Here is a 20,388-nt window from a genome sequence, read left to right as displayed (position 1 = left end):
GGAATGCATATCCTCTGTAGGCGCGAGCGGTGCGGCGATCCGACTTGCCTGCGAAGACGTCCGTGAGGACGCTACATCACTTGCCTTGGAATTCGGCCTCACGCTTGGCAATAAACGCCGCCATCCCTTCTTTCTGATCCTGCGTGGCAAACGCCGCATGGAATACCCGGCGTTCAAAACGCACGCCTTCCGACAGGCTGACTTCAAAGGCGCGATTGACGCTTTCCTTGATCATCATCGCAATCGGCAGTGATTTCTTCGCAATCAGCGCCGCGACTTTCAGCGCTTCGTCCACCAGCTCATCCGCCGGCACGATGCGCGCCACGATCCCGCAACGCTCGGCTTCCACCGCATCGATCAAGCGCCCGCTCAGGCACATTTCCATGGCCTTGGCCTTGCCCACGGCGCGGGTCAGGCGCTGGGTGCCGCCCATGCCCGGCAATACGCCGAGGTTGATTTCCGGTTGGCCGAATCTGGCATTGTCGCCGGCCAGGATGAAGTCGCACATCAGCGCCAGTTCACAGCCACCGCCCAAGGCGAAACCGTTGACCGCGGCAATGATCGGCTTGCGGCGATTGGCCACGCGATCGCTGTCGCTGAACAGATCATCGAGGTAGATCTGCGGGTAAGTCAGCTCGGCCATTTCCTTGATGTCGGCACCGGCGGCGAAGGCTTTTTTCGAGCCGGTCAGCACGATGCAACCGATGTTCGAATCGGCTTCCAAGCCATCGAGGGCGTGGTTCAGTTCACTGACGATCTGGGCATTCAACGCGTTCAAGGCTTGCGGACGGTTGAGGGTGATCAGGCCGACACGGCCGTGGGTTTCCAGCAAAATCGTTTCGTAGTTCAGCTCTTTATTGCTCACAGAGGGACTCCTTCTCAAAGATTGCGCGAAATGACCATGCGCTGAATGTCGCTGGTGCCTTCGTAGATCTGGCACACCCGCACGTCGCGGTAGATCCGCTCCAGCGGGAAGTCGTTCAGGTAACCGTAACCGCCAAGGGTTTGCAACGCCGAGGAACAAACCTTTTCGGCCATTTCCGAGGCGAACAGTTTTGCCATCGACGCTTCGACCAACGCCGGTTTGCCGCTGTCGCGCAATGCCGCCGCGTAATGCACCATCTGCCGGGCCACGGCGATCTGGGTGGCCATGTCGGCCAGGCGGAACGCTACCGCCTGGTGCTCGATGATCGGCTTGCCGAAGCTCTCGCGTTCGCGGGCGTAGTCGCGGGCCGCTTCGAACGCGGCGCGGGCCATGCCCACCGATTGCGAGGCGATACCGACACGTCCGCCTTCGAGGTTAGCCAGGGCGATCTTGTAGCCTTCGCCCTCCTCACCCAGTCGATTGGCCACCGGCACTTTCACATCCTCGAAGAGGATCTGGCAGGTATCAGAGGCGTGCTGGCCAAGCTTGTCTTCGACCCGCGCGACTTTATAGCCCGGCGAATCGGTGGGCACGATCAGCGCGGTGATCCCGCGTTTGCCGGCACTCGGGTCAGTCACCGCAAACACAATCACCACCCCGGCGTTTTGCCCGGAAGTGATGAACTGCTTGCAGCCGTTGAGCACGTAGTGATCGCCTTCCAGCCGGGCACGGGTTTTCAGGCTGCTGGCATCGGAACCGGCTTGCGGTTCGGTCAGCGCAAACGCACCGAGCATCGCGCCGCCAGCCAGCGGTTTGAGGAAACGTTCTTTCTGGTCGTCGTTGCCGAACTTGAGGATCGGCACGCAACCCACCGAGTTGTGCACGCTCATGATGGTCGAGCAGGCGCCATCGCCGGCGGCGATTTCTTCCAGGGCCATGGCGTAAGCCAGGTATCCGGTGTCACAACCGCCCCACTGCTCCGGCACCAGCATGCCGAAGAAGCCCAGGTCAGCCATCTCGCTGATGGCTTCCTTGGGGAAACGATGTTCGCGGTCCCATTCGGCGGCGAACGGTTTCAGCCGTTCCTGGGCAAACTGCCGGGCCGCGTCGCTGATCTGAAGTTGTTCGTCGTTGGGGATCATGCCAATTCCTTAAAATTATCCTGAAGACGCAGAACCTGTGGGAGCCTTGTGGCGAGGGGGCTTGCCCCCGTTGGGCCGCGCAGCGGACCCAAGAATCTGCGAGCGCTGCGCACTCGAACGGGGGCAAGCCCCCTCGCCACAAAGCCCGCTCCCACAGGGATTGGCATCTGCCTCAGTACAGGCATTCAACGGCCATGGCCGTCGCTTCGCCGCCGCCGATGCAGATCGCTGCAACGCCGCGTTTCAGGCCTTTCTGGCGCAGGGCCGAGAGCAAGGTGACGAGGATCCGCGCGCCGGACGCACCAATCGGATGGCCCAAGGCACAGGCACCGCCGTGGACGTTGATCTTCTCGTGGGAGATTTCCAGCTTGGTCATGGTCACCAGGCTCACCACGGCAAAAGCTTCGTTGACTTCGAACAACTCGACTTCGTCCAGTGACCAGCCGGTTTTCTTCATCAACTTCTTGATCGCACCCACCGGTGCCACCGGGAACAGCCCCGGGGTGTCGGCGAACGCCGCGTGGCCATGAATCACTGCCAGTGGTTTCAAGCCTTGTTTCTCGGCTTCGGAACGGCGCATCAGCACCAATGCCGCCGCGCCGTCGGAAATGGAACTGGAGTTGGCCGCCGTCACCGTGCCGCCCTCGCGGAACGCCGGTTTCAGCGAAGCGATCTTGTCCAGTTTGGCTTTCGGCGGTTGTTCGTCGTGGCTGATCAGCACTTGCTGTTTGCCGACCGTCACGGTGAGCGGCACGATCTCGGCGTTAAAACTACCTTCCTCGATCGCCTGTTGGGCGCGGGTGGTCGACGCGATGGCAAACGCGTCCTGATCTTCACGGCTGAAGCCATTGGTCTCGGCACAATCCTCGGCAAAGGTGCCCATCAGGCGGCCCTTGTCGTAGGCGTCTTCGAGGCCGTCGAGGAACATGTGATCGAGCACCTGGCCATGGCCCATGCGGTAACCGCTGCGGGCGCGGTCCAGCAGGTACGGCGCGTTGGACATGCTTTCCATGCCGCCAGCGACCACTACGTCGGCGCTGCCGGCGATCAGCATGTCGTGGGCCAGGATCGTCGCTTCCATGCCCGAGCCGCACATTTTGTTCAGCGTCGTGCAGCGGGTCGATTTATCCAGCCCGGCGCCCAGTGCCGCTTGCCGCGCCGGGGCCTGGCCGAGGCCGGCGGAGAGCACGCAGCCGAACAGCACTTCTTCGACGGATTCAGGGGCGATACCGGCGCGTTCGACCGCGGCACGAATCGCTGCGGCGCCCAGCTGTGGCGCGGTCAGGCTTTTCAGTTCGCCCTGGAAACCGCCCATTGGGGTGCGGACGGCGCTGACGATAACAATCGGATCGTTGGATTGTGTCATGACAAATTCTCCTTATTTGGCGGCCATGCGCAAGGCACCGTCGAGACGGATCACCTCGCCGTTGAGCATGCTGTTTTCTATGATATGCCTGGCCAGCGCGGCGTACTCGCTCGGCTTGCCCAGGCGTGGCGGAAACGGCACCCCAGCAGCCAGTGAATCACGTACTTCCGGGGTCATGCCGGCCATCATCGGCGTTTCGAAAATGCCCGGTGCGATGGTCATCACGCGGATGCCGAAGCGCGCCAGTTCACGGGCGGCAGGCAAGGTCAGGCTGGCAATCGCGCCTTTGGACGCCGAATACGCGGCCTGGCCGATCTGGCCGTCGAAGGCCGCCACCGATGCGGTGTTGATGATCACCCCGCGCTCGCCGTCTGCATCGGCTTCGGTCTCGGCAATCGCCGCAGCAGCCAGGCGCAGCATGTTGAAACTGCCGATCAGGTTGACGTTGATCACCTGGCTGAAACTGGACAAGGCATGGGGGCCGGTCTTGCCAAGGATCTTCTCGCCACGGACGATACCGGCGCAATTGACCAGGCCATTGAGGCCGCCAAACGCTTTGACCGTCGCCTGCACCGCCGCTTCTGCCGCCGCTTCATTGCTGATGTCGGCTACCACGCTTTGCGCGCCGAGACGTGCAGCCTGCGCCGCGACGGCTTCGGCATTCATGTCCACCAGCATCACCTTGGCACCGGCCGCCACCAGCATTTCAGCGGTGGCGGCACCGAGGCCGGAAGCACCGCCGGTGACGAGAAAAACCTTGTTTTCGATCTGCATCATTGTTTCCTTGGATTCAAGCTGAAACGTTCTTCGCGGCGGCCTCTTGAGCCTTGGCGATTTCCTGGTTGCGCAAGATAAAGCGCTGCAATTTGCCGCTTGGGGTTTTCGGCAATTCGCTGACAAATTCGATTTCACGGGGGTACGAGTGCGCCGCCAGACGCTTGCGCACGTGTTGCCGCAGCTCTTCGGCCAGCGCAGGTTCGGCACGGTATTGCGGGCTGAGCACGACGAAGGCTTTGACCAGTTCGGTGCGCTCCGGGTCGGGCTTGCCGATCACCGCCGCCTCGACCACCGCCGGGTGTTCGATCAGCGCGCTTTCCACGTCGAACGGGCCGACGCGGTAGCCCGAGGTGGTAATCACGTCGTCGCTGCGGCCGACGAAGCTGATGCTGCCGTCCGGGTTCCACTCGACGGTGTCGCCGCTCAGGTAATAATTGCCGACGAACGCTTTGGTCGGTACGCCTTCGTAACCGCCGAACCAGCACATCGGCGACTGGGTGCGGTCGATGGCCAGGATTCCTGGCTGGCCGACGCCGAGTTCTTTGTATTCGTCATCCAGCACCACGATGCGGTGGCCCGGCGAGGCAAAACCGGCGGCGCCCATGTGGATCGGATGTTCCAGGCCGTGGTGATTGCACAGGACCATGCCCAGTTCGGTCTGGCCGTAATGGTCGTGAATCACCACGCCGAGGTTGTCGGCGAACCAGCGGATCACTTCCGGATTCAGCGGCTCGCCGGCGCTGCTGACGATGCGCAGCTTGCCCTTGATCGAACGGGCGAACTCATCGCCACCGGCAATCAGCAAGCGGTAGGCGGTCGGTGAGCCAGTGAGGTTGGTAATCCCGTATTTGTTGATCACCCGGCAGGTGCTTTCGAGGGTGAACGGGCCATCGTAAAAGGTGATCGGATGCCCCATCGCCATCGGCCCGGTGACACCGAAATAAATGCCGTAGGCCCAACCCGGATCGGCAACGTTCCAGAAGGCGTCTTCGGGGCGCAGGTCCACTGCGTCACGGGTGTAGCTCTGGAAGGCGACAATGGCTTTGAGCGGCACCGACAGCGCTTTCGACGGGCCGGTGGTGCCCGAGGTGAACATCAGCAGAAACGGGTCTTCGCCGGTCAGCAACACCGGTTCGCAGACGCTGGAGTAGTTGGCCAGTTCCGCCCAGAAACTGAAGTCGCCGCGCACGATGCCCTGCCCCTTGGTGCCACCGACGGTGACGATGGTCGGGCAGTCGGCCACTTCAGCCAGTTTCGGGCGATTGACCGCATCGGTGACCACCACTTTGGCGCCGGAACTGTTCAGACGGTGTTCGATGGCTTTGGGGCCGAAGGCGGTGAACAGCGGCTGATAAACCGCACCGATGCGCCAGGCGGCGAACACCGTGATCAGCAATTCGAAGTTGCGGGGCAGCAGGCCTGCGACCTTGTCGCCCTTCTTCACGCCCTGGGCCACCAGAAAATTGGCGAAGCGCGCGGCCTTGTCCTGCAAGTCGCTGAAAGTATAGGTCGCGCTGCTACCGTCGCGGCCTTCCCAGAACAGCGCAATGCGCCCCGGCAAGGCATGCCGGTCGCAACACTCGACGCAGGCGTTGAGCGCGGTCAACGACCCTGTGAGCGCGGCATCGACGGTGTGCTGATAATTGAACTGTGACGTAGCAGACAAGTAATCGCGCATTGCCAGAATCCCTCTGTATTTTTATTAGGTTGGGGGAACCGTAATCAACAGGGAAATACTCGCTCTGCGCGGGGAGCGGGACAATGGTCAAAGCTATCAAGTTGCGTGACTGGTTTGGCCAAGGTCACTACCTACCTCATTCCCACGCAGAGCGTGGGAACGATCGATCAACTGGCCTCGTTAAGAATCAAACTCCGATAATGCCCAGGATTGGACCCCGACCACTTGCGAAACGCCTTGTAGAACGAGCTGGCATCGGCAAACCCCAAACGAGTGGCGATTTCAGCGAAGCTGATGGCCGGCTCGGCCAGCCAGACGATGGCCAGTTCCTTGCGCACACTGTCCTTGAGCCCCTGATACGTCTGCCCTTCTTCGGCCAAGCGGCGACGCAACGTTGAGGCCGACATGCACAGTTGCTGCGCCAGTGCTTCGGTTTCCGGCCAGCGCTCGGCGGGCAATTGCCGCAGATCGTGCTTGATCCGGCTGGCCAGGCTCTCAGGGTCGCGGTACTTGACCAGAATGTTCGCCGGCGCATGGGCCAGAAAGCGCTTGAGCTCTTCAGCGCTGCGCTTGATCGGCAAATCCAGGCAATCGGCGGAGAAAATCATCCGCGTGCGTGGCCGGTCAAATCGCAGGTTCTCGGAAAACATCACTCGATAGTCATCGCAAAAATCCGGCTCCGGGCAGCGCAATTCAATGGCCAGGATCGGAATCCGTCGGCCCGCCAGCCAGCAGGCGACGCCGTGCACGATCATCCAGTAAGTGAAATAGGTGAAGGCGCGGCGCGGTTCTTCGTCGTCCTCCAGCAGGACGATTTCCGCCAGGCTTTGCTGGCGAACAAGTTGTGCGGGCAGGCGTTCGAGCATCAACGACAGAAAGCTCAGGCCCGAGGTCAGCCCGGCGGCCAGGCTTGGCTGAACCATGGAGCAGCGACAGAGAAACTCCAGGCTGCCGGACTTGAGCTTGCGCGGGTCCATGCCAAAAAACTCATCGTCCCCACGCCGGGCCAGCAAACGCCACAGGCGCGCATAGGCGGTGGCCGGGACACGGGCGTCGGTGCTGTCCAGCAGCGCCGGATCGATGTCGACCTTGTTCAACACCTCTACGGTGGCGGCGCCCGGGGCGCAACTTTGCAGCAGCGCTTCACGCACCAGTTGAATGGAGATGGTGTCCTTTTCCGACATAAACGTCACTCGGGTGTACTGGTTAATCTGTTGGCCATCTTAGGCAGCACAGAGTAAAAAGCCAGTCTTGCGCGAAACCGGCTCAATTACCCGGTTTTGTGGCCGATAGGCTGTTGCCGGGAATTCCCGAATGGACATGGAGTTGTAAACGTTATGATCGTCGGCATTGATTTGGGCACCACCAATAGCCTGGTTGCCGTTTGGCGCAACGGCGCGCCCGAACTGGTTCCAAACGCCCTGGAGAGTCTGCTGACCCCAAGCGTGGTGGGCCTTGACGACGAGAACCGGGTGCTGGTCGGTCAGGCTGCCAAGGAACGTTTGCAGACTCATCCACACCTGACGGCGGCACTGTTCAAGCGACACATGGGCAGTGCTCATGAACTTCGTCTCGGCACCCGTTCGTTCCGCCCGGAAGAGCTGTCGGCACTGGTGTTGCGCTGTCTGAAGGAAGACGTCGAACGCCGTTATGGCGAAACGGTCACTGAAGCGGTGATCAGCGTACCCGCCTATTTCAACGACGCTCAACGCAAAGCCACGAAAATCGCTGGCGAGTTGGCTGGCCTCAAGGTCGAACGGCTGATCAACGAACCGACAGCCGCGGCCCTCGCTTACGGACTGCATCAGCGCGACAGCGCCAGCTCGTTTCTGGTGTTCGACCTCGGTGGCGGCACCTTCGATGTGTCGATCCTCGAACTGTTCGACGGCGTCATGGAAGTGCGCGCCAGCGCGGGCGACAATTTTCTCGGTGGGGAAGACTTCGACACCGTGCTGGTTCAGGCCTTTGTCACAGCACACGCCAACCATCGCGACATGCCTTCACTGACGGAACCGAATATCGCCCATCGCCTGCGTCGCGAAGCCGAGCGCGTGCGTCATGCCCTTGGCCAGGCCGACAGCGCGACCTTCGTCCTGCGCCATGGCGCCGGTCAATGGGAGCAGACGTTCACCCAGACGCAGTTGGCCGAACTCTACGCGCCGCTGCTCGTGCGCCTGCGCACACCGATCGAAACCGCACTGCGCGACGCACGCATTCGGCCATCGGAGCTGGACGAAGTCCTGCTGGTGGGCGGCACGACCCGCATGCCGATGATCCGGCGGATGGTCGCCGGATTGTTCGGCCGGTTTCCTTCGATTGCGCTTAACCCTGACGAATCGATTGCGCTGGGTGCGGCGGTGCAAGCAGCCCTCAAGGCTCGGGATGCTGCACTCGAAGAGGTGGTATTGACCGACGTTTGCCCATACACCCTTGGCATCGAAACCGCGATCAGCGTGGGCGAAGGCGTGGAATCGGGTCATTACCTGCCCATCATCGAGCGAAACTGTGTGGTCCCCGTGAGCCGGGTCAAAACGGTCTGCACTCTTCGTGATAGTCAACGTATCGTGCTGCTGAAGATCTTTCAGGGCGAAAGTCGTTGGGTAAAAGAAAACATCCACCTGGGTGAAATGGAAATTGAAGTGCCAGTGGCGCGAGCTGGCGAGATCAGCATCGACGTACGCTTCACTTACGATAACAACGGCCTGCTCGAAGCCGAGGCACTGATACAAAGCACCGGCGAGCGCCGGACGCTGGTGATCGAAAATAATCCCGGCGTACTCGCCCCCAAAGAGATCCAGCAACGCCTGGCCGCACTGGCCAACCTCAAGGTTCATCCGCGTGAACAACAGGTCAACAGCCTGCTGACTGCGCGCCTTGAGCGGCTGTATCAGGAAAGCCTCGGCGATTTGCGCCAACGGCTCGATCACATGGCCAACCGCTTCAAGCAAATACTCGACACTCAGGACGAACGAACGATACGCGATCTGCGCCTGCAACTGACGCAACAGCTCGATGAACTGGAACAAGGCCTGTGGCGATGAATTGCTGGGCCATTCTGGGGCTGGAAGCCGATGCCGATTCACGCAGCATCAAACGCCAATACGCAACGCTGCTCAAAGTACACCGTCCGGATGAAGACCCGAGCGGTTTTCAGCGTCTGCGCGAAGCTTACGAGCAGGCGATGGAATGGAGCCGCCGCGAACCGGCGATACCGTCGTTCAGTCAGCGCGAACCCACGGTTGAACTTCAGCCACCTGCACCGTCGTTTGACGCAGGGCCCAGTTTCGAGCTGGAACATATACAGTTCGAGCAGCACGCCGGAGCGCAACGGGCGGAGCAGTTACTGGAAGACGTTACTGTAGACCGACTCGATGAACGTCTGGCGCAGGCACGCGTGTCTCACTGCAGCCGGGAGTTCGAAGATCAGTTGCTGATGATGTGCCTGTCACCGCGCGACGACAGAATGTTGCTGGCAGCCTGGGGACTGGAGCAGTTCAACTGGTTCAGCGCCTGGCAACGCCAGGATCTATCACCGCAAGCGCTTGAGTTGCTGCTTCACGCTTACTGCAATCATGTGGAAAAGTGCTTGCGCGAGTTGCTTGACGCTGGCCAGGCCGACGCATTCATCGAGCGTTTTCTGGCGCTCAAACAAGCCGACTGGTTGCAGCCATTCGAACGCCACGACTGGTTTAATGAAACCTTGGCTCGCTTACTGGTGGATTCGAGCTTTTGGTCTACGCACGTGTTCGAAACGCTGTGTACACATCAGCACTGGGACGCCGCCGCGAACGAAGCCGAAACCGAAGGGCGTTGCCCGCCACCTTATTGGACGGCACTGTTACAGCGCCGAGATAGTCAGGTTTTTATTGAAACCCTGGAACGCCTGGCCGTCCTGAATGATCGTGAGCCCCAGAGCCGCGCAGCACGTTTGTTACTGACGCCGATGACCGACGCCGAGCGAAGCGCCTTCGCACGGCGTTTTTTTGAAGCGGACTGGAATGCCTGCCGCATGCTTAGTGCGAAGCTCCAGCGCCTGGCCCCGGCGCGATGCCGCGAAATGCCAAACGGCGATCCGTATTTCTGGAAGCCCCTCGTTCAGCCCCTCCAGGCCTGGCCCATGTTTGCCGGGTTGTTTGGCGCATCGCTCACTTGGGCAGCCGTCGAATACCTCAGTGATCGATCCGGTATCGGTGCAAGCTTTGCCGCGATGTTGTTCTGGCTGTGCGTGCTGGCTACGCCCGGCGCGGCATTGCTGTGGATCTGGCGCCCGATGGCGGACCGACTCTGGTCATTGGACGTGCGTTTGAGTCGCGCTGTTTCACCTCGATTCAGTTTCAGACGCCCTGCACCGCTGGTGCTGCGCGAGTTGCTGCCCTGCTGGCTGATGGGGGCCTGGGCATGGGCCTGTTGTGGCGCGCCGGCATTTGTCAGCTACATCGTGGTGCTACTGACGCTAGGTGCTTTGAGCCGTGTCGTCTGGCCAGAAACGCTGCACATCAAGCCCCCCAAGGTTCGGCGACCCGCCTTGGGACCCGCACCGTCGATTGCTCTGATGATTGGGGTCATTGGTCTGACGCTCCTGTTTTACATCGTTGCCAGAAGTCAGTTGATGGGGCCGGATCAAGGATTGCAACCTTTTCCCAAACGCAGTTGCAGTGGCCCCCTCGACAGTCGTCAGGAATGCCGGATCGCCCCCACCCGGGAGCAATGGTATGGGCAATCAGGCGCGCAGGAGGGGCAACGATGAACAAACGCGTTAAGGCAATCGCAATTACCGCCGTGCTGACAATCACCTTTCTCGGAATGTTGAGAGAGCATCAAAGCACTCTTCTGACCCCGATTCAGCGCTGGATCCATCAACCCGACCTCGCCGAGCGAGAAAAGTCCATCGCCCTTCGCCCGTTGATTTCCTGCCTCAATTCAGTCGACGGTCGCTGGCGTCATGCATACACCAACTACCTGAAGCGGGACCGCCCAGTCGATCCAACCTTGAAAAAGCGCTTTCCCGAAGACTTCGACCAGATGGTCAGCGTTCGCGAGCAGCTCAACTACCCAAGCGTCCACGATGCTTATGGTTGTCGGTTGAACACGCTGCAAAAGGACAATCTTCAAAAATCGGCACCTGAGTTGCTAGCCTTGCAAAATCGCTTTGAAACGACTCTGACGGCCGCCAACGAAGCTGCCAGGAGCTTCGACTTTTTCAACTCCAAGCCCCTCTATTCAGTCAGCCCTGCGGATAAGGCCGAGCGCGACAATCTGTTTATTCCTCTCGTCAATGACTACCTGAACGCTTCTGACCAACTACGCCGTGAGCTTGATGCCGAGGACCTGGGGTTGCGCAAGGTTCAGCTTGAGCAACTCAAGACCCGGGATCAACTCAAGTACGCGCACATCCTCACCTACATGCTGGAAGCGCGAACCCTCATGCTCAAGCTCGACAACGGTGTTCGCGATCGCACCTTTACCGCCAGTGATCTAAGCGACGCAACACTCCCCCTGCAACAGGCCTGGGACGACGGCAGCCGTTACATGCAAGCCAACTCCGCAACCAGCAACGCCGATTACCCGGAAAACATCTGGAACTATGTGCGCTCGCCCGGTAAGCACTATCTGGATGCCGTTAACAAGCTGCACGACGACTGGGTGGCCAAGGCCTCGCCGCAACAGTTGAGTGATGACTTCGAACGAATCGGCCGTCGCTACGATCAGTTGATCGAGGTCTACAACGATCGGGTGAACTCACTGCTTTAGATGACGCTTTAACAATGCGTTCAGCTTAGGTTCAGGCAAATGTCAATTATTGGCATATGAGAATGAGTTTCATCATGTTACAAATTAGCACCCTATCTAATGACTCCCCGGTGCTGAATGCTCGTTCCTTTTCTGATCATGCTGCGCGAAGGCATCGAAGCCGCGTTGATCGTTGGCATTATCGCCAGTTACCTCAAGCAGACCGGTCGTGGCCAATGGATGCCGGCAGTGTGGGTCGGCGTATTCCTCGCCGCCGCGCTGGCCCTGCTGGTCGGCGGTGGCCTGGAACTGGTCAGTGCTGAATTCCCGCAAAAGCAGCAAGAGCTGTTTGAAGGTGTGGTCGGTTTACTGGCCGTCGGCATTCTCAGCTCCATGGTGTTCTGGATGCGTAAGGTGGCGCGTTCGATCAAGCATTCGCTGCACGTTTCCCTCGATCAGGCGCTGACCGGCTCCAGGCATCAAGTGACCGCGCTGATCGCCATGGTGTTTTTCGCCGTCGCCCGGGAAGGCCTGGAAACGGTGTTCTTCCTGCTCGCCGTGTTCCAGCAAAGCGAAGGCCCGGCCGCACCGCTCGGCGCCCTGCTCGGCCTGGCCCTGGCGATCATCGTCGGCTTCCTGATCTACACCGGCAGCCTGCGCCTGAATCTCTCGGCGTTCTTGCGCTGGACCGGTTTGTTCATCCTGGTGGTGGCCGCCGGGATTCTCGCCAACTCGGTGCAAGCCCTGCATGAAGCCGGCGTGTGGAATCACCTGCAAACCGTGCTCTTCGATATCAGTGCCACGTTGCCGATGGACGGCCCGCTGGGCTCGGTGCTGGCCGGGATGTTCGGTTACCAGGACGCACCGACGGTCAGCACCCTCGGGGCATATCTGACTTATCTGTTGGTGGCACTGGTGATGTTTTTTCTCCCGGCTCCCGTAGCCACGTCTGCGCAAACACCCTCCTCCGTTTCCAGCCAGTAAGGGCCTTCATGTCAACGCCAGTTCCTCCAGTGGCTTCCCCTCCCCGCGCCTTGCGCTGGGCGGTAGCCGGTTCGGTGATCGTGATGATCGCCGCCGGTGGCCTGTTCTACTACGCCTCGAAAATGGCCGCCGCCAAGCGCCAGAGCAACCACGACCAAGTGCTGGTCACCCTTCACCCGCATAGCTGCGAACCGAATGCGCTGACGGTTCCGGCCGGTCGCACCAGTTTCCGTATCGTCAATCGCTCGGACCGTGCCGTCGAATGGGAAATTCTTGACGGCGTGCTGGTGGTCGAAGAGCGCGAGAACATCGCCCCTGGCCTGAGCCAGGTGATCAACGCCAACCTGTTGCCCGGCGACTACGCCATCACCTGCGGCTTGCTGAGCAACCCGCGCGGCACCTTGCATGTCAGCCCGACCGCCGCATCCGATGCGGCGGCCAAGGCGCGTCCATCGATGGTGGCGTTCATTGGCCCGCTGTCGGAATTCCGCGTGTACCTGAGCAGCCAGAGCATCGCATTGATCAAAGCCGTCGCCGCGCTTGAGCAAGCAATCGAGGCCGGCGACCTGAGCCAGGCGCAAGCCTTGTATGTGCCGGCTCGCGCAGCTTATCAACGGTTGGCTCCAGCAGCCCAGCGCCTGGCGGAGCTGGACAACGCGATCAATGCCCGCGCCGATTACTTCGATAAGCGCGAGCAGGATCCGGGCTTCGTCGGCTTCCACCGCCTCGAATACGCGCTGTTCCAACAACGCAACCTCGACGGTCTGACGCCTGTTGCACAACGCCTGAGCATCGATGTCGCCAACCTCAAACAGCAACTGCTGGCCCAGTCGCTGCCGCCGGAACAACTGGTGAGCATGCTGGTGCGCAACCTCAACAGCCTCGCCGAGGTACGCGCCAGTAGCGGCGAAGAAGAACGCTACAGTCACACCGACCTGAACGGTTTCGCCGCCAACCTCGACGCGGCGCGCAAAGTCGTCGACCTGTTGCGGCCATTGCTGAGCAAATCTGCCGCTGAACTACTGGCAAAAATCGACAGCGCGGTCACGGCCTTCGACGCCGAACTCAACGGTCTCAAGGTCAAGGATGGCTACGCCAGCTACGACACTGTCAGCGCCGAACAGCGCAAACGTATCGCCGACAAGGCCAAGGTTCTGGCCGATGCACTCGATGGAATCGATCCCGCCCTTGGCCTTTCCGGCCTGTAAGCAGAAGACCTCAGACAGATGAACGACTCAGAACAGTTTTCAGCACAACGCCGTCGTGTATTGATGGGTATGGGAGCCGCCGGTGTGGCGATAGCCGGTTCGGCCCTGAGTTGTCCGGCCATGGCCGCCAGCCCCGCGCAAGTCACCGAAGCACCCAGCAGCGACAAGACCGAGGACCGCCACGCCTTCCACGGCCCGCACCAGACCGGCATCGTCACCCCGCGCCCAACATCCGGCATGCTGGTGTCGTTCGACGTATTGGCCAACGACCGCGCAGATCTGGGGCGGCTGTTTCGCACGCTCAACGAGCGTATCGCGTTCCTGATGCAAGGCGGTCCGGTGGCCGAGGTCGACCCCAAACTGCCGCCGCTGGATTCGGGGATTCTTGGCCCGGTGGTCACACCGGACAACCTGACCATCACCGTATCGGTGGGCGAGTCGCTGTTCGACGAGCGCTTCGGTCTGGCCGGCGCCAAGCCCAAGCGGCTGATCCGCATGGTCGGTTTCCCCAACGACGCACTGGAGGCCGACTGCTGCCACGGCGACCTGAGCCTGCAGTTCTGCTCCAACACCGCCGACACCAACATCCACGCCCTGCGCGACATCGTAAAAAACCTGCCGGACCTGTTGCTGGTGCGCTGGAAACAGGAAGGCAGCGTACCTCCGCAAGCCCCGACGAAACCCGGTGTGCCGGCGCAAAGCGCACGCAACTTTCTGGGTTTTCGCGACGGCTCGGCCAACCCCGACTCCAACGACGCCAAGGCCATGGACCGCATCGTCTGGGTCCAGCCCGGCAGCGACGAACCGGCCTGGGCGGTCAACGGTAGCTACCAGGCGGTGCGGATCATCCGCAACTTCGTCGAACGCTGGGACCGCACGCCGCTGCAAGAACAGCAAAGCATTATCGGCCGGGTCAAGAGCACCGGAGCACCGATGGATGGTGCGCATGAAACCGAAGTCCCGGATTACGCCAAAGACCCGGAAGGCAAGCTGACCAAACTCGACGCCCATATCCGCCTGGCCAACCCGCGCACCGCCGCAACCCAGGCCAACCTGATCCTGCGCCGGCCGTTCAACTACTCCAACGGCGTGAACAAGAACGGTCAGCTGGACATGGGTTTGCTGTTCATCTGTTACCAGGCGGATTTGCAAAAAGGCTTCATCACCGTGCAGACCCGACTCAATGGCGAGCCGTTGGAGGAATACCTGAAACCGGTTGGCGGCGGGTACTTCTTCACCCTGCCGGGTGTGACCGGCGACAAGGACTTCATCGGCCGCTCGCTGCTCAACGCCACACAACCCAAAGCCTCAGTCTGATCCTTACAACTCCACGGAACCGCCCCATGAAAAAGTCGCCCCTCGCGTTACTGCTGACCCTTGGTTTGCTCAACACCCCGTTTTCGGCTTTCGCGGCGACGGCGCCGCTGGAGTTGGTGGGGCCGATCTCTGATTACAAGATCTACGTCACCGAACAACTGGACGAACTGGCCAACCACACTCAGCAGTTCACCGACGCAGTGAAAAAAGGCGACCTGGCCACCGCGAAAAAGCTCTACGCACCGACCCGCGTCTATTACGAGTCGATCGAACCAATTGCCGAGTTGTTCAGTGACCTCGATGCGTCCATCGACTCGCGGGTCGACGACCACGAAAAAGGCGTGAAGGCCGAAGACTTCACCGGTTTCCACCGCATCGAATACTCATTGTTCTCGGAGAACAGCACCCAGGGCCTGGACGAGCTGGCCGACGGTTTGAATAAAGACGTGAAAGACCTGCAAACCCGCGTCGCCGGCCTGACCTTCCCACCGGAAAAAGTCGTCGGCGGCGCCGCTGCGCTGCTTGAAGAAGTGGCCGCCACCAAAATCTCCGGCGAGGAAGATCGCTACAGCCACACCGACCTCTATGATTTCCAGGGCAACATCGACGGCGCGAAGAAAATCGTCGACCTGTTCCGTCCGCAGATCGAGAAGCAAGACGCGGCATTCATGGCCAAAGTCGACAAGAACTTCGCTACGGTGAACAAGACGTTAGCCAAGTACAAAACTACGGGGGGTGGTTTTGAAACGTATGACAAGGTGAAGGACAGCGACCGCAAAGCGCTGGTCGGGCCGGTGAATACACTGGCTGAGGATTTGTCGATGTTGCGGGGGAAGTTGGGGTTGAACTAGATATCGGCGTTGTCTGTGGAAAGATCGCAGCCTTCGGCGGCGCCCACAGGCGCGGAGCTGCCGAAGGCTGCAATCTTTGCTTTTGAACCCTACAAAATCCGATACAACAACCGCTCAATCCTGACGCGACTCACACGCTTGAGAAACTTGGCCACCCCCGCCGGGTAATCCGGCAGCGTTTGCAGATCCAGGTAACGCTCAATACGGCGGGTATGCTGGAAAATCTCCGCCAGTTCCTTGCCACGCGGCTCCAGCAACTCGCCTTTCGGATCATCAATCAGCAACGCGTTTTCCAGGTCGAGACGGAACGCCCGTGGATTGAGGTTGTTGCCGGTCAGCAAGGTGTAGCGCTGATCGATCCACATGCCCTTGAGGTGATAGGTGTTGTCACCATCCTTCCACAGATGCAGGTTCAGCTTGCCGCTGTCGATGTTGCGCTGATGACGCTTGGCGAAACGTCGCAGGCTGATTTCGTAGAGGTATGGCAGCGCCGCGATCACCTTGAACGGCTCGCTGGGCGGGATGTAGAAATCGTTGGCGGTCTTGTCGCCGACGATGATGTCGATCTTCACGCCGCGAGCCAGGGCCCGATTGATTTCCCGGGTCACCGCCAGCGGCAGGTTGAAGTACGGCGTGCAGATGGTCAGCTGATGCTGCGCACTGGCGATCAGCTCGCAGATGACTCGACTCAACGGGTTGTTCTTGCCCACACCGAGCAACGGACTGACCGATAAACCGCCCTTTGCCGTGCTACCCGCCGTGGTGTCGTACGCCGCGTGCTTGAGACGGCTGCGCAGGTCGCCGATGTCGTGGCGCAGACTGCGGGTGGTCGGCAGGTTCGGCAGGTCGAGGCGATGCACCGCTTTGGAGGTGATCAAACCGTGCTGGATCAGGTGATGCATCGAATCGGCCAGCGCCTGATTCTGCAGCAGGTGATAACGGTCGAAGCGGTACTTGTCGAATTTGTGCAGGTAAACGTTGTTCAGGCTCGCGCCGCTGTAGATCACGCAATCGTCGATCACGAAGCCCTTCAAATGCAGTACGCCGAACAGCTCGCGGGTTTGCACCGGCACGCCGTACACCGGCACTTCGCTTTCGTGGGTGCGGGTGGTTTCCTGATACCAGGCTGAGTTGCCCGGTTGCTTGCCGGCACCGATCAAGCCGCGCTGGGCGCGCAGCCAGTCCACGACCACCACCACGTCCAGTTCCGGACGCGCCAGTTTGGCCGCGTGCAGGGCATCGAGGATTTCCTGGCCGGCCTCATCCTGTTGCAGGTACAGCGCAACGATGTAGATGCGCCGGGTCGCCTGAGCGATTTTTTCCAGCAGGCAACGACGGAACTCGGCAGCGCCAGAGAGGATGGTGACGGCATCGGCGGTCAGCGGAAAACTGCGCAATTTAGGCAGCAGAGAACGTTTGAAAAGCAACGGCATAGGGCTCGCAAAGGGTCGAATCCGAAGAGCCTGAGAGCTTACACCATGGATGGGTTTGGGTCTTGTTACTGTCTGTAAAGACCTCTTCGCGGGCAAGCCTCGCTCCTACGGTTTTTCGTCGTTTGGAACACAAATCCTGTAGGAGCGAGGCTTGCCCGCGAAGGCAATTTCATAGGCGCTACAAATAACTACTTGACCATGAAGAACGATCATTCTACTGTTAGCCCCATGAACGAAATCACTAGCAATGACACACGCGACATCATTCTGGATGTCACCGAAAAGTTGATCTACAAAAGTGGCATCGCTGCCACCGGCATGGATCTTCTGGTGAAAACCGCCGGAGTCTCCAGAAAAAGTATTTACCGCTACTTCGCCAACAAGGAGGAGCTTGTCGTCGCGGCCCTGCAACGCCGCGATGAGCGCTGGATGCACTGGTACCGGAGCGAAGTCGGCAAGGCCCAAACCCCGGCCGAGCGGCTGCTCAACCTGTTTACCGTGCTCAAGGCCTGGTTCGCCTCCGAAGGCTTCCGCGGCTGCGCATTTATCAATACCAGCGGCGAAACCGGCGACCCGCAAGACCCGGTTCGCCTGGTCGCCAAAGACCACAAACAGAAACTGCTCGACTACGTGCGCGAGCTCTGTACCGAATATGGCGCAACAGACCCGGAGACGCTGGCCAGACAGCTGCTGATCCTGATCGACGGTGCCATTACCGTAGCGCTTGTGATGGGTGATCACAGTGCCGCCGATAATGCGCAATGCATGGCGCGAAAGTTATTGGACCTGTAACACTTTAAATAAGCCCGACAACTTGTTTGAACGTTAATTTGATAGGGAGACTTAATATGTCTACTGCCGAAGTTCGTCCGCCATTGCCGCCGTTTACCCGTGAATCGGCCATCGAAAAAGTTCGCCTGGCCGAAGATGGCTGGAACTCCCGTGACCCGGAACGGGTGTCTCTTGCCTACACCCTGGACACCCAGTGGCGTAACCGCGCCGAGTTCGCCCACAACCGCGAAGAAGCCAAAGCTTTCCTGACCCGCAAATGGGTCAAGGAACTGGACTACCGACTGATCAAGGAACTCTGGGCCCATGGCGACAACCGCATCGCCGTGCGTTACGCCTACGAATGGCACGACGATTCGGGCAACTGGTTCCGTTCCTACGGCAACGAGAACTGGGAGTTCGACGAGAACGGCCTGATGTTCAACCGCTACGCCTGCATCAACGACCTGCCGATCAAGGAAAGCGAGCGCAAATTCCACTGGCCACTGGGTCGCCGGCCGGATGATCACCCGGGTCTCTCCGATCTAGGCCTGTAAACACAATCCCCCTGACCGATCGTTCCCGCGCTCCCGCTTGGGAACGATCGGCTGTACCCGGATAACTTTATGGGTAAGATACCGGCCTTTCCCCGCAGCCCTCTTCTGCGCCCTGCCGAATAAGCCCCATTCCATGCCTTTCGAACTCAGCGTTGACCTCACTACCCTGGCCGTTCTGGCTCTCGTCGCTTTCATTGCCGGTTTCATCGACGCCATCGCCGGCGGTGGCGGTCTGTTGACCACCCCGGCGCTGTTGACCGCCGGCCTGCCGCCGCATCTGGTGCTGGGCACCAACAAACTCAGTTCGACCTTCGGCTCGGCCACAGCCAGCTTCACCTTCTACCGGCGCAAGCTGTTTCATCCACGGCAATGGGTGCACGCTATCGTCGGCACGCTGGTTGGCGCACTCACCGGCGCCATCGTCGCTCATTACTTGCCGGCGGAATGGCTGAACAAGATGCTGCCGGTGATCGTGTTCGCTTGCGGCCTGTACCTGTTGTTCGGCGGCACGCCGAAAGCGCCGCTGGACAGCGACGCACCGATCAAGAAAAAGTGGCAGTCGACCCAAGGCTTCGGCCTCGGCTTCTATGACGGCGTGGCCGGCCCGGGAACGGGGGCGTTCTGGACCGTCAGCAGCCTGCTGCTCTACCCCATCGACCTGGTCAAGGCCAGCGGCGTGGCGCGCAGCATGAACTTCGTCAGCAACATTGCGGCGCTGTCGGTGTTCATCTTTTCCGGGCAAGTGGACTGGATCATCGGCCTGAGCATGGGCCTGTCGGTGATGGTCGGCGCCTTCTTCGGCGCGCGCACCGCCATCAGCGGCGGTGCGAAATTCATTCGTCCGGTGTTCATCACGGTGGTGCTCGGCCTGACCGTGCGCCTAGCCTGGCAGCACTGGTTCAGCATGGCCTAAGCGCCGCGCCACGTAGACGTCGATCAGGTAACGGGCAATCGAGCGTGACGCCGGCAGCGGCGGCAGCTCGTGCACGTTGAACCACTGGGCGTCTTCGATCTCGTCTTCCTGACAGACAATCTCGCCACCGGCGTACTCGGCATGAAAACCGAGCATCATCGAATGGGGGAACGGCCAGCACTGACTGCCCATGTACTGGATGTTCTTGACCTCAATCTGCACCTCTTCGCGAACCTCGCGAATCAGGCAGTCTTCGGCCGACTCACCCGGCTCGGCAAACCCCGCCAACGTGCTGTAGACCCCGGTGACAAAACGCGGCGAACGAGCCAGCAGAACCTCGTCGCCACGGGTCACCAGCACAATCATGCTCGGCGAAATACGTGGGTAGCTGCGTAAATCGCAGGGCTCGCAATACATCGCCCGCTCACGCGGCACCTGGATCATCGCCTGCCCGCAATTGCCGCAAAAACGGTGCTCACGGGCCCAAGTACCGATTTGCGCGGCATAGCCCAGAACCTTATAGACGGTGTGATCGCCCTCGAGCATGAACGCCCGCAAGCCTTTCCAGTTACAGCCCGGCACATCGCTGTGACTGCGCAGTTCCAGCAGGTACACCGGTTCGCCATCCAGGTGACCGATGCCGTGCTCGGCAAGAACCGACAAGTCCTGACGCTTGAGCCATTCCCGTGGAAACAGGGCGCCATTGTCATCGAACAAAAAGCCTTCGGGGCTGCGCGCCACGGCCCAGCCGCCGGGTTGATCGGTGTCCAGTACTGCAGTGGTCCAGCGTGAAGTCATG

The 20,388-nt window shown here is 60.4% G+C and carries 18 protein-coding genes; 10 read left to right on the top strand and 8 right to left on the bottom strand.

Features of this window, described 5'->3' with window-relative positions:
- Positions 1-76 precede the first annotated feature (76 nt).
- The 6 genes from AC1RL4_RS03455 to AC1RL4_RS03430 all read right to left on the bottom strand — a co-directional run bounded on the left by AC1RL4_RS03455 (position 77) and on the right by AC1RL4_RS03430 (position 7,012).
- Complete coding sequence (locus tag AC1RL4_RS03455) at positions 77-850, bottom strand: enoyl-CoA hydratase (RefSeq protein WP_026331636.1); 774 nt, start codon at positions 848-850, stop codon at positions 77-79.
- A 29-nt stretch (positions 851-879) separates the two neighbouring features.
- Positions 880-2,007, bottom strand: coding sequence for an acyl-CoA dehydrogenase (locus tag AC1RL4_RS03450; protein ID WP_019649660.1), 1,128 nt, complete (start codon positions 2,005-2,007; stop codon positions 880-882).
- 172 nt (positions 2,008-2,179) lie between these two features.
- Entirely contained in the window at positions 2,180-3,373 is a 1,194-nt protein-coding gene (locus AC1RL4_RS03445; protein ID WP_028940626.1) for an acetyl-CoA C-acyltransferase, read from the bottom strand.
- A 12-nt stretch (positions 3,374-3,385) separates the two neighbouring features.
- Entirely contained in the window at positions 3,386-4,147 is a 762-nt protein-coding gene (locus AC1RL4_RS03440) for an SDR family NAD(P)-dependent oxidoreductase (RefSeq protein ID WP_019578846.1), read from the bottom strand.
- 16 nt (positions 4,148-4,163) lie between these two features.
- On the bottom strand, positions 4,164-5,828 hold the full coding sequence (locus AC1RL4_RS03435; RefSeq protein ID WP_019578845.1) for an AMP-binding protein: 1,665 nt from the start codon (positions 5,826-5,828) through the stop codon (positions 4,164-4,166).
- A gap of 167 nt (positions 5,829-5,995) precedes the next feature.
- The gene (locus tag AC1RL4_RS03430; protein WP_230173647.1) at positions 5,996-7,012 is read right to left on the bottom strand and encodes an AraC family transcriptional regulator; all 1,017 of its coding nucleotides are present in this window, start codon (positions 7,010-7,012) and stop codon (positions 5,996-5,998) included.
- A 153-nt stretch (positions 7,013-7,165) separates the two neighbouring features.
- Here AC1RL4_RS03430 and AC1RL4_RS03425 point away from each other — a divergent pair, with 153 nt between their 5' ends.
- The 7 genes from AC1RL4_RS03425 to efeO (AC1RL4_RS03395) all read left to right on the top strand — a co-directional run bounded on the left by AC1RL4_RS03425 (position 7,166) and on the right by efeO (AC1RL4_RS03395) (position 15,918).
- Positions 7,166-8,869 carry a molecular chaperone HscC gene (locus AC1RL4_RS03425; RefSeq protein WP_230173645.1) on the top strand — a complete coding sequence of 568 codons (1,704 nt, stop codon included), beginning with the start codon at positions 7,166-7,168 and terminating at the stop codon, positions 8,867-8,869.
- Entirely contained in the window at positions 8,866-10,575 is a 1,710-nt protein-coding gene (locus AC1RL4_RS03420; protein ID WP_230173643.1) for a J domain-containing protein, read from the top strand. Before AC1RL4_RS03425 ends, AC1RL4_RS03420 begins: the two co-directional genes overlap by 4 nt.
- Positions 10,572-11,579, top strand: a complete 1,008-nt coding sequence (locus AC1RL4_RS03415) for a YiiG family protein (protein ID WP_230173641.1) — start codon at positions 10,572-10,574, stop codon at positions 11,577-11,579. The genes AC1RL4_RS03420 and AC1RL4_RS03415 overlap by 4 nt, the downstream gene beginning before the upstream one ends.
- A 117-nt stretch (positions 11,580-11,696) precedes the next feature.
- On the top strand, positions 11,697-12,542 hold the full coding sequence (gene efeU, locus AC1RL4_RS03410) for an iron uptake transporter permease EfeU (protein ID WP_230173638.1): 846 nt from the start codon (positions 11,697-11,699) through the stop codon (positions 12,540-12,542).
- Positions 12,543-12,550: 8 nt separating this feature from the next.
- A complete protein-coding gene (gene efeO, locus AC1RL4_RS03405; RefSeq protein WP_230173630.1) occupies positions 12,551-13,750 on the top strand; it encodes an iron uptake system protein EfeO in 1,200 nt (399 codons plus the stop codon).
- 18 nt (positions 13,751-13,768) lie between these two features.
- Positions 13,769-15,067, top strand: a complete 1,299-nt coding sequence (gene efeB / locus AC1RL4_RS03400) for an iron uptake transporter deferrochelatase/peroxidase subunit (protein ID WP_230173628.1) — start codon at positions 13,769-13,771, stop codon at positions 15,065-15,067.
- A gap of 26 nt (positions 15,068-15,093) precedes the next feature.
- Complete coding sequence (efeO, locus tag AC1RL4_RS03395; RefSeq protein WP_028940634.1) at positions 15,094-15,918, top strand: iron uptake system protein EfeO; 825 nt, start codon at positions 15,094-15,096, stop codon at positions 15,916-15,918.
- Positions 15,919-16,007: 89 nt separating this feature from the next.
- Here efeO (AC1RL4_RS03395) and pssA read toward each other — a convergent pair whose 3' ends face one another.
- The gene (gene pssA, locus AC1RL4_RS03390; protein ID WP_019649652.1) at positions 16,008-17,351 is read right to left on the bottom strand and encodes a CDP-diacylglycerol--serine O-phosphatidyltransferase; all 1,344 of its coding nucleotides are present in this window, start codon (positions 17,349-17,351) and stop codon (positions 16,008-16,010) included.
- A gap of 228 nt (positions 17,352-17,579) precedes the next feature.
- On the opposite strand from pssA, the gene AC1RL4_RS03385 reads away from it, so the two are divergent.
- From AC1RL4_RS03385 to AC1RL4_RS03375, 3 genes are all read left to right on the top strand, one after another.
- On the top strand, positions 17,580-18,143 hold the full coding sequence (locus tag AC1RL4_RS03385) for a TetR/AcrR family transcriptional regulator (protein ID WP_019578835.1): 564 nt from the start codon (positions 17,580-17,582) through the stop codon (positions 18,141-18,143).
- A 56-nt stretch (positions 18,144-18,199) separates the two neighbouring features.
- Complete coding sequence (locus tag AC1RL4_RS03380; RefSeq protein WP_028940636.1) at positions 18,200-18,676, top strand: nuclear transport factor 2 family protein; 477 nt, start codon at positions 18,200-18,202, stop codon at positions 18,674-18,676.
- Between the two features lie 133 nt (positions 18,677-18,809).
- A complete protein-coding gene (locus AC1RL4_RS03375) occupies positions 18,810-19,589 on the top strand; it encodes a TSUP family transporter (protein ID WP_230173627.1) in 780 nt (259 codons plus the stop codon).
- Here AC1RL4_RS03375 and nudC read toward each other — a convergent pair.
- Complete coding sequence (gene nudC, locus AC1RL4_RS03370) at positions 19,557-20,387, bottom strand: NAD(+) diphosphatase (protein WP_018929118.1); 831 nt, start codon at positions 20,385-20,387, stop codon at positions 19,557-19,559. The two genes, AC1RL4_RS03375 and nudC, sit on opposite strands and share 33 nt — an antisense overlap.
- Between the last annotated feature and the right edge of the window lies 1 nt (position 20,388).

This window comes from Pseudomonas sp. GW822-FHT07A10 (genome assembly GCF_058798795.1).
The sequence above is the reverse complement of the archived record's forward strand: the minus strand, read 5'-3'. Positions and strand labels throughout refer to the sequence as shown.

Excerpts from the sequence above, each read along its gene's own strand:
- AC1RL4_RS03450 (WP_019649660.1), bottom strand. The coding sequence starts at position 2,007 with ATGATCCCCAACGACGAACAACTTCAGATCAGCGACGCGGCCCGGCAG.
- AC1RL4_RS03445 (WP_028940626.1), bottom strand. The coding sequence starts at position 3,373 with ATGACACAATCCAACGATCCGATTGTTATCGTCAGCGCCGTCCGCACC.
- AC1RL4_RS03440 (WP_019578846.1), bottom strand. The coding sequence starts at position 4,147 with ATGCAGATCGAAAACAAGGTTTTTCTCGTCACCGGCGGTGCTTCCGGC.
- AC1RL4_RS03435 (WP_019578845.1), bottom strand. The coding sequence starts at position 5,828 with ATGCGCGATTACTTGTCTGCTACGTCACAGTTCAATTATCAGCACACC.
- AC1RL4_RS03430 (WP_230173647.1), bottom strand. The coding sequence starts at position 7,012 with ATGTCGGAAAAGGACACCATCTCCATTCAACTGGTGCGTGAAGCGCTG.
- AC1RL4_RS03425 (WP_230173645.1), top strand. The coding sequence starts at position 7,166 with ATGATCGTCGGCATTGATTTGGGCACCACCAATAGCCTGGTTGCCGTT.
- AC1RL4_RS03420 (WP_230173643.1), top strand. The coding sequence starts at position 8,866 with ATGAATTGCTGGGCCATTCTGGGGCTGGAAGCCGATGCCGATTCACGC.
- AC1RL4_RS03415 (WP_230173641.1), top strand. The coding sequence starts at position 10,572 with ATGAACAAACGCGTTAAGGCAATCGCAATTACCGCCGTGCTGACAATC.
- efeU (WP_230173638.1), top strand. The coding sequence starts at position 11,697 with ATGCTCGTTCCTTTTCTGATCATGCTGCGCGAAGGCATCGAAGCCGCG.
- efeO (WP_230173630.1), top strand. The coding sequence starts at position 12,551 with ATGTCAACGCCAGTTCCTCCAGTGGCTTCCCCTCCCCGCGCCTTGCGC.
- efeB (WP_230173628.1), top strand. The coding sequence starts at position 13,769 with ATGAACGACTCAGAACAGTTTTCAGCACAACGCCGTCGTGTATTGATG.
- efeO (WP_028940634.1), top strand. The coding sequence starts at position 15,094 with ATGAAAAAGTCGCCCCTCGCGTTACTGCTGACCCTTGGTTTGCTCAAC.
- pssA (WP_019649652.1), bottom strand. The coding sequence starts at position 17,351 with ATGCCGTTGCTTTTCAAACGTTCTCTGCTGCCTAAATTGCGCAGTTTT.
- AC1RL4_RS03385 (WP_019578835.1), top strand. The coding sequence starts at position 17,580 with ATGAACGAAATCACTAGCAATGACACACGCGACATCATTCTGGATGTC.
- AC1RL4_RS03380 (WP_028940636.1), top strand. The coding sequence starts at position 18,200 with ATGTCTACTGCCGAAGTTCGTCCGCCATTGCCGCCGTTTACCCGTGAA.
- AC1RL4_RS03375 (WP_230173627.1), top strand. The coding sequence starts at position 18,810 with ATGCCTTTCGAACTCAGCGTTGACCTCACTACCCTGGCCGTTCTGGCT.
- nudC (WP_018929118.1), bottom strand. The coding sequence starts at position 20,387 with ATGACTTCACGCTGGACCACTGCAGTACTGGACACCGATCAACCCGGC.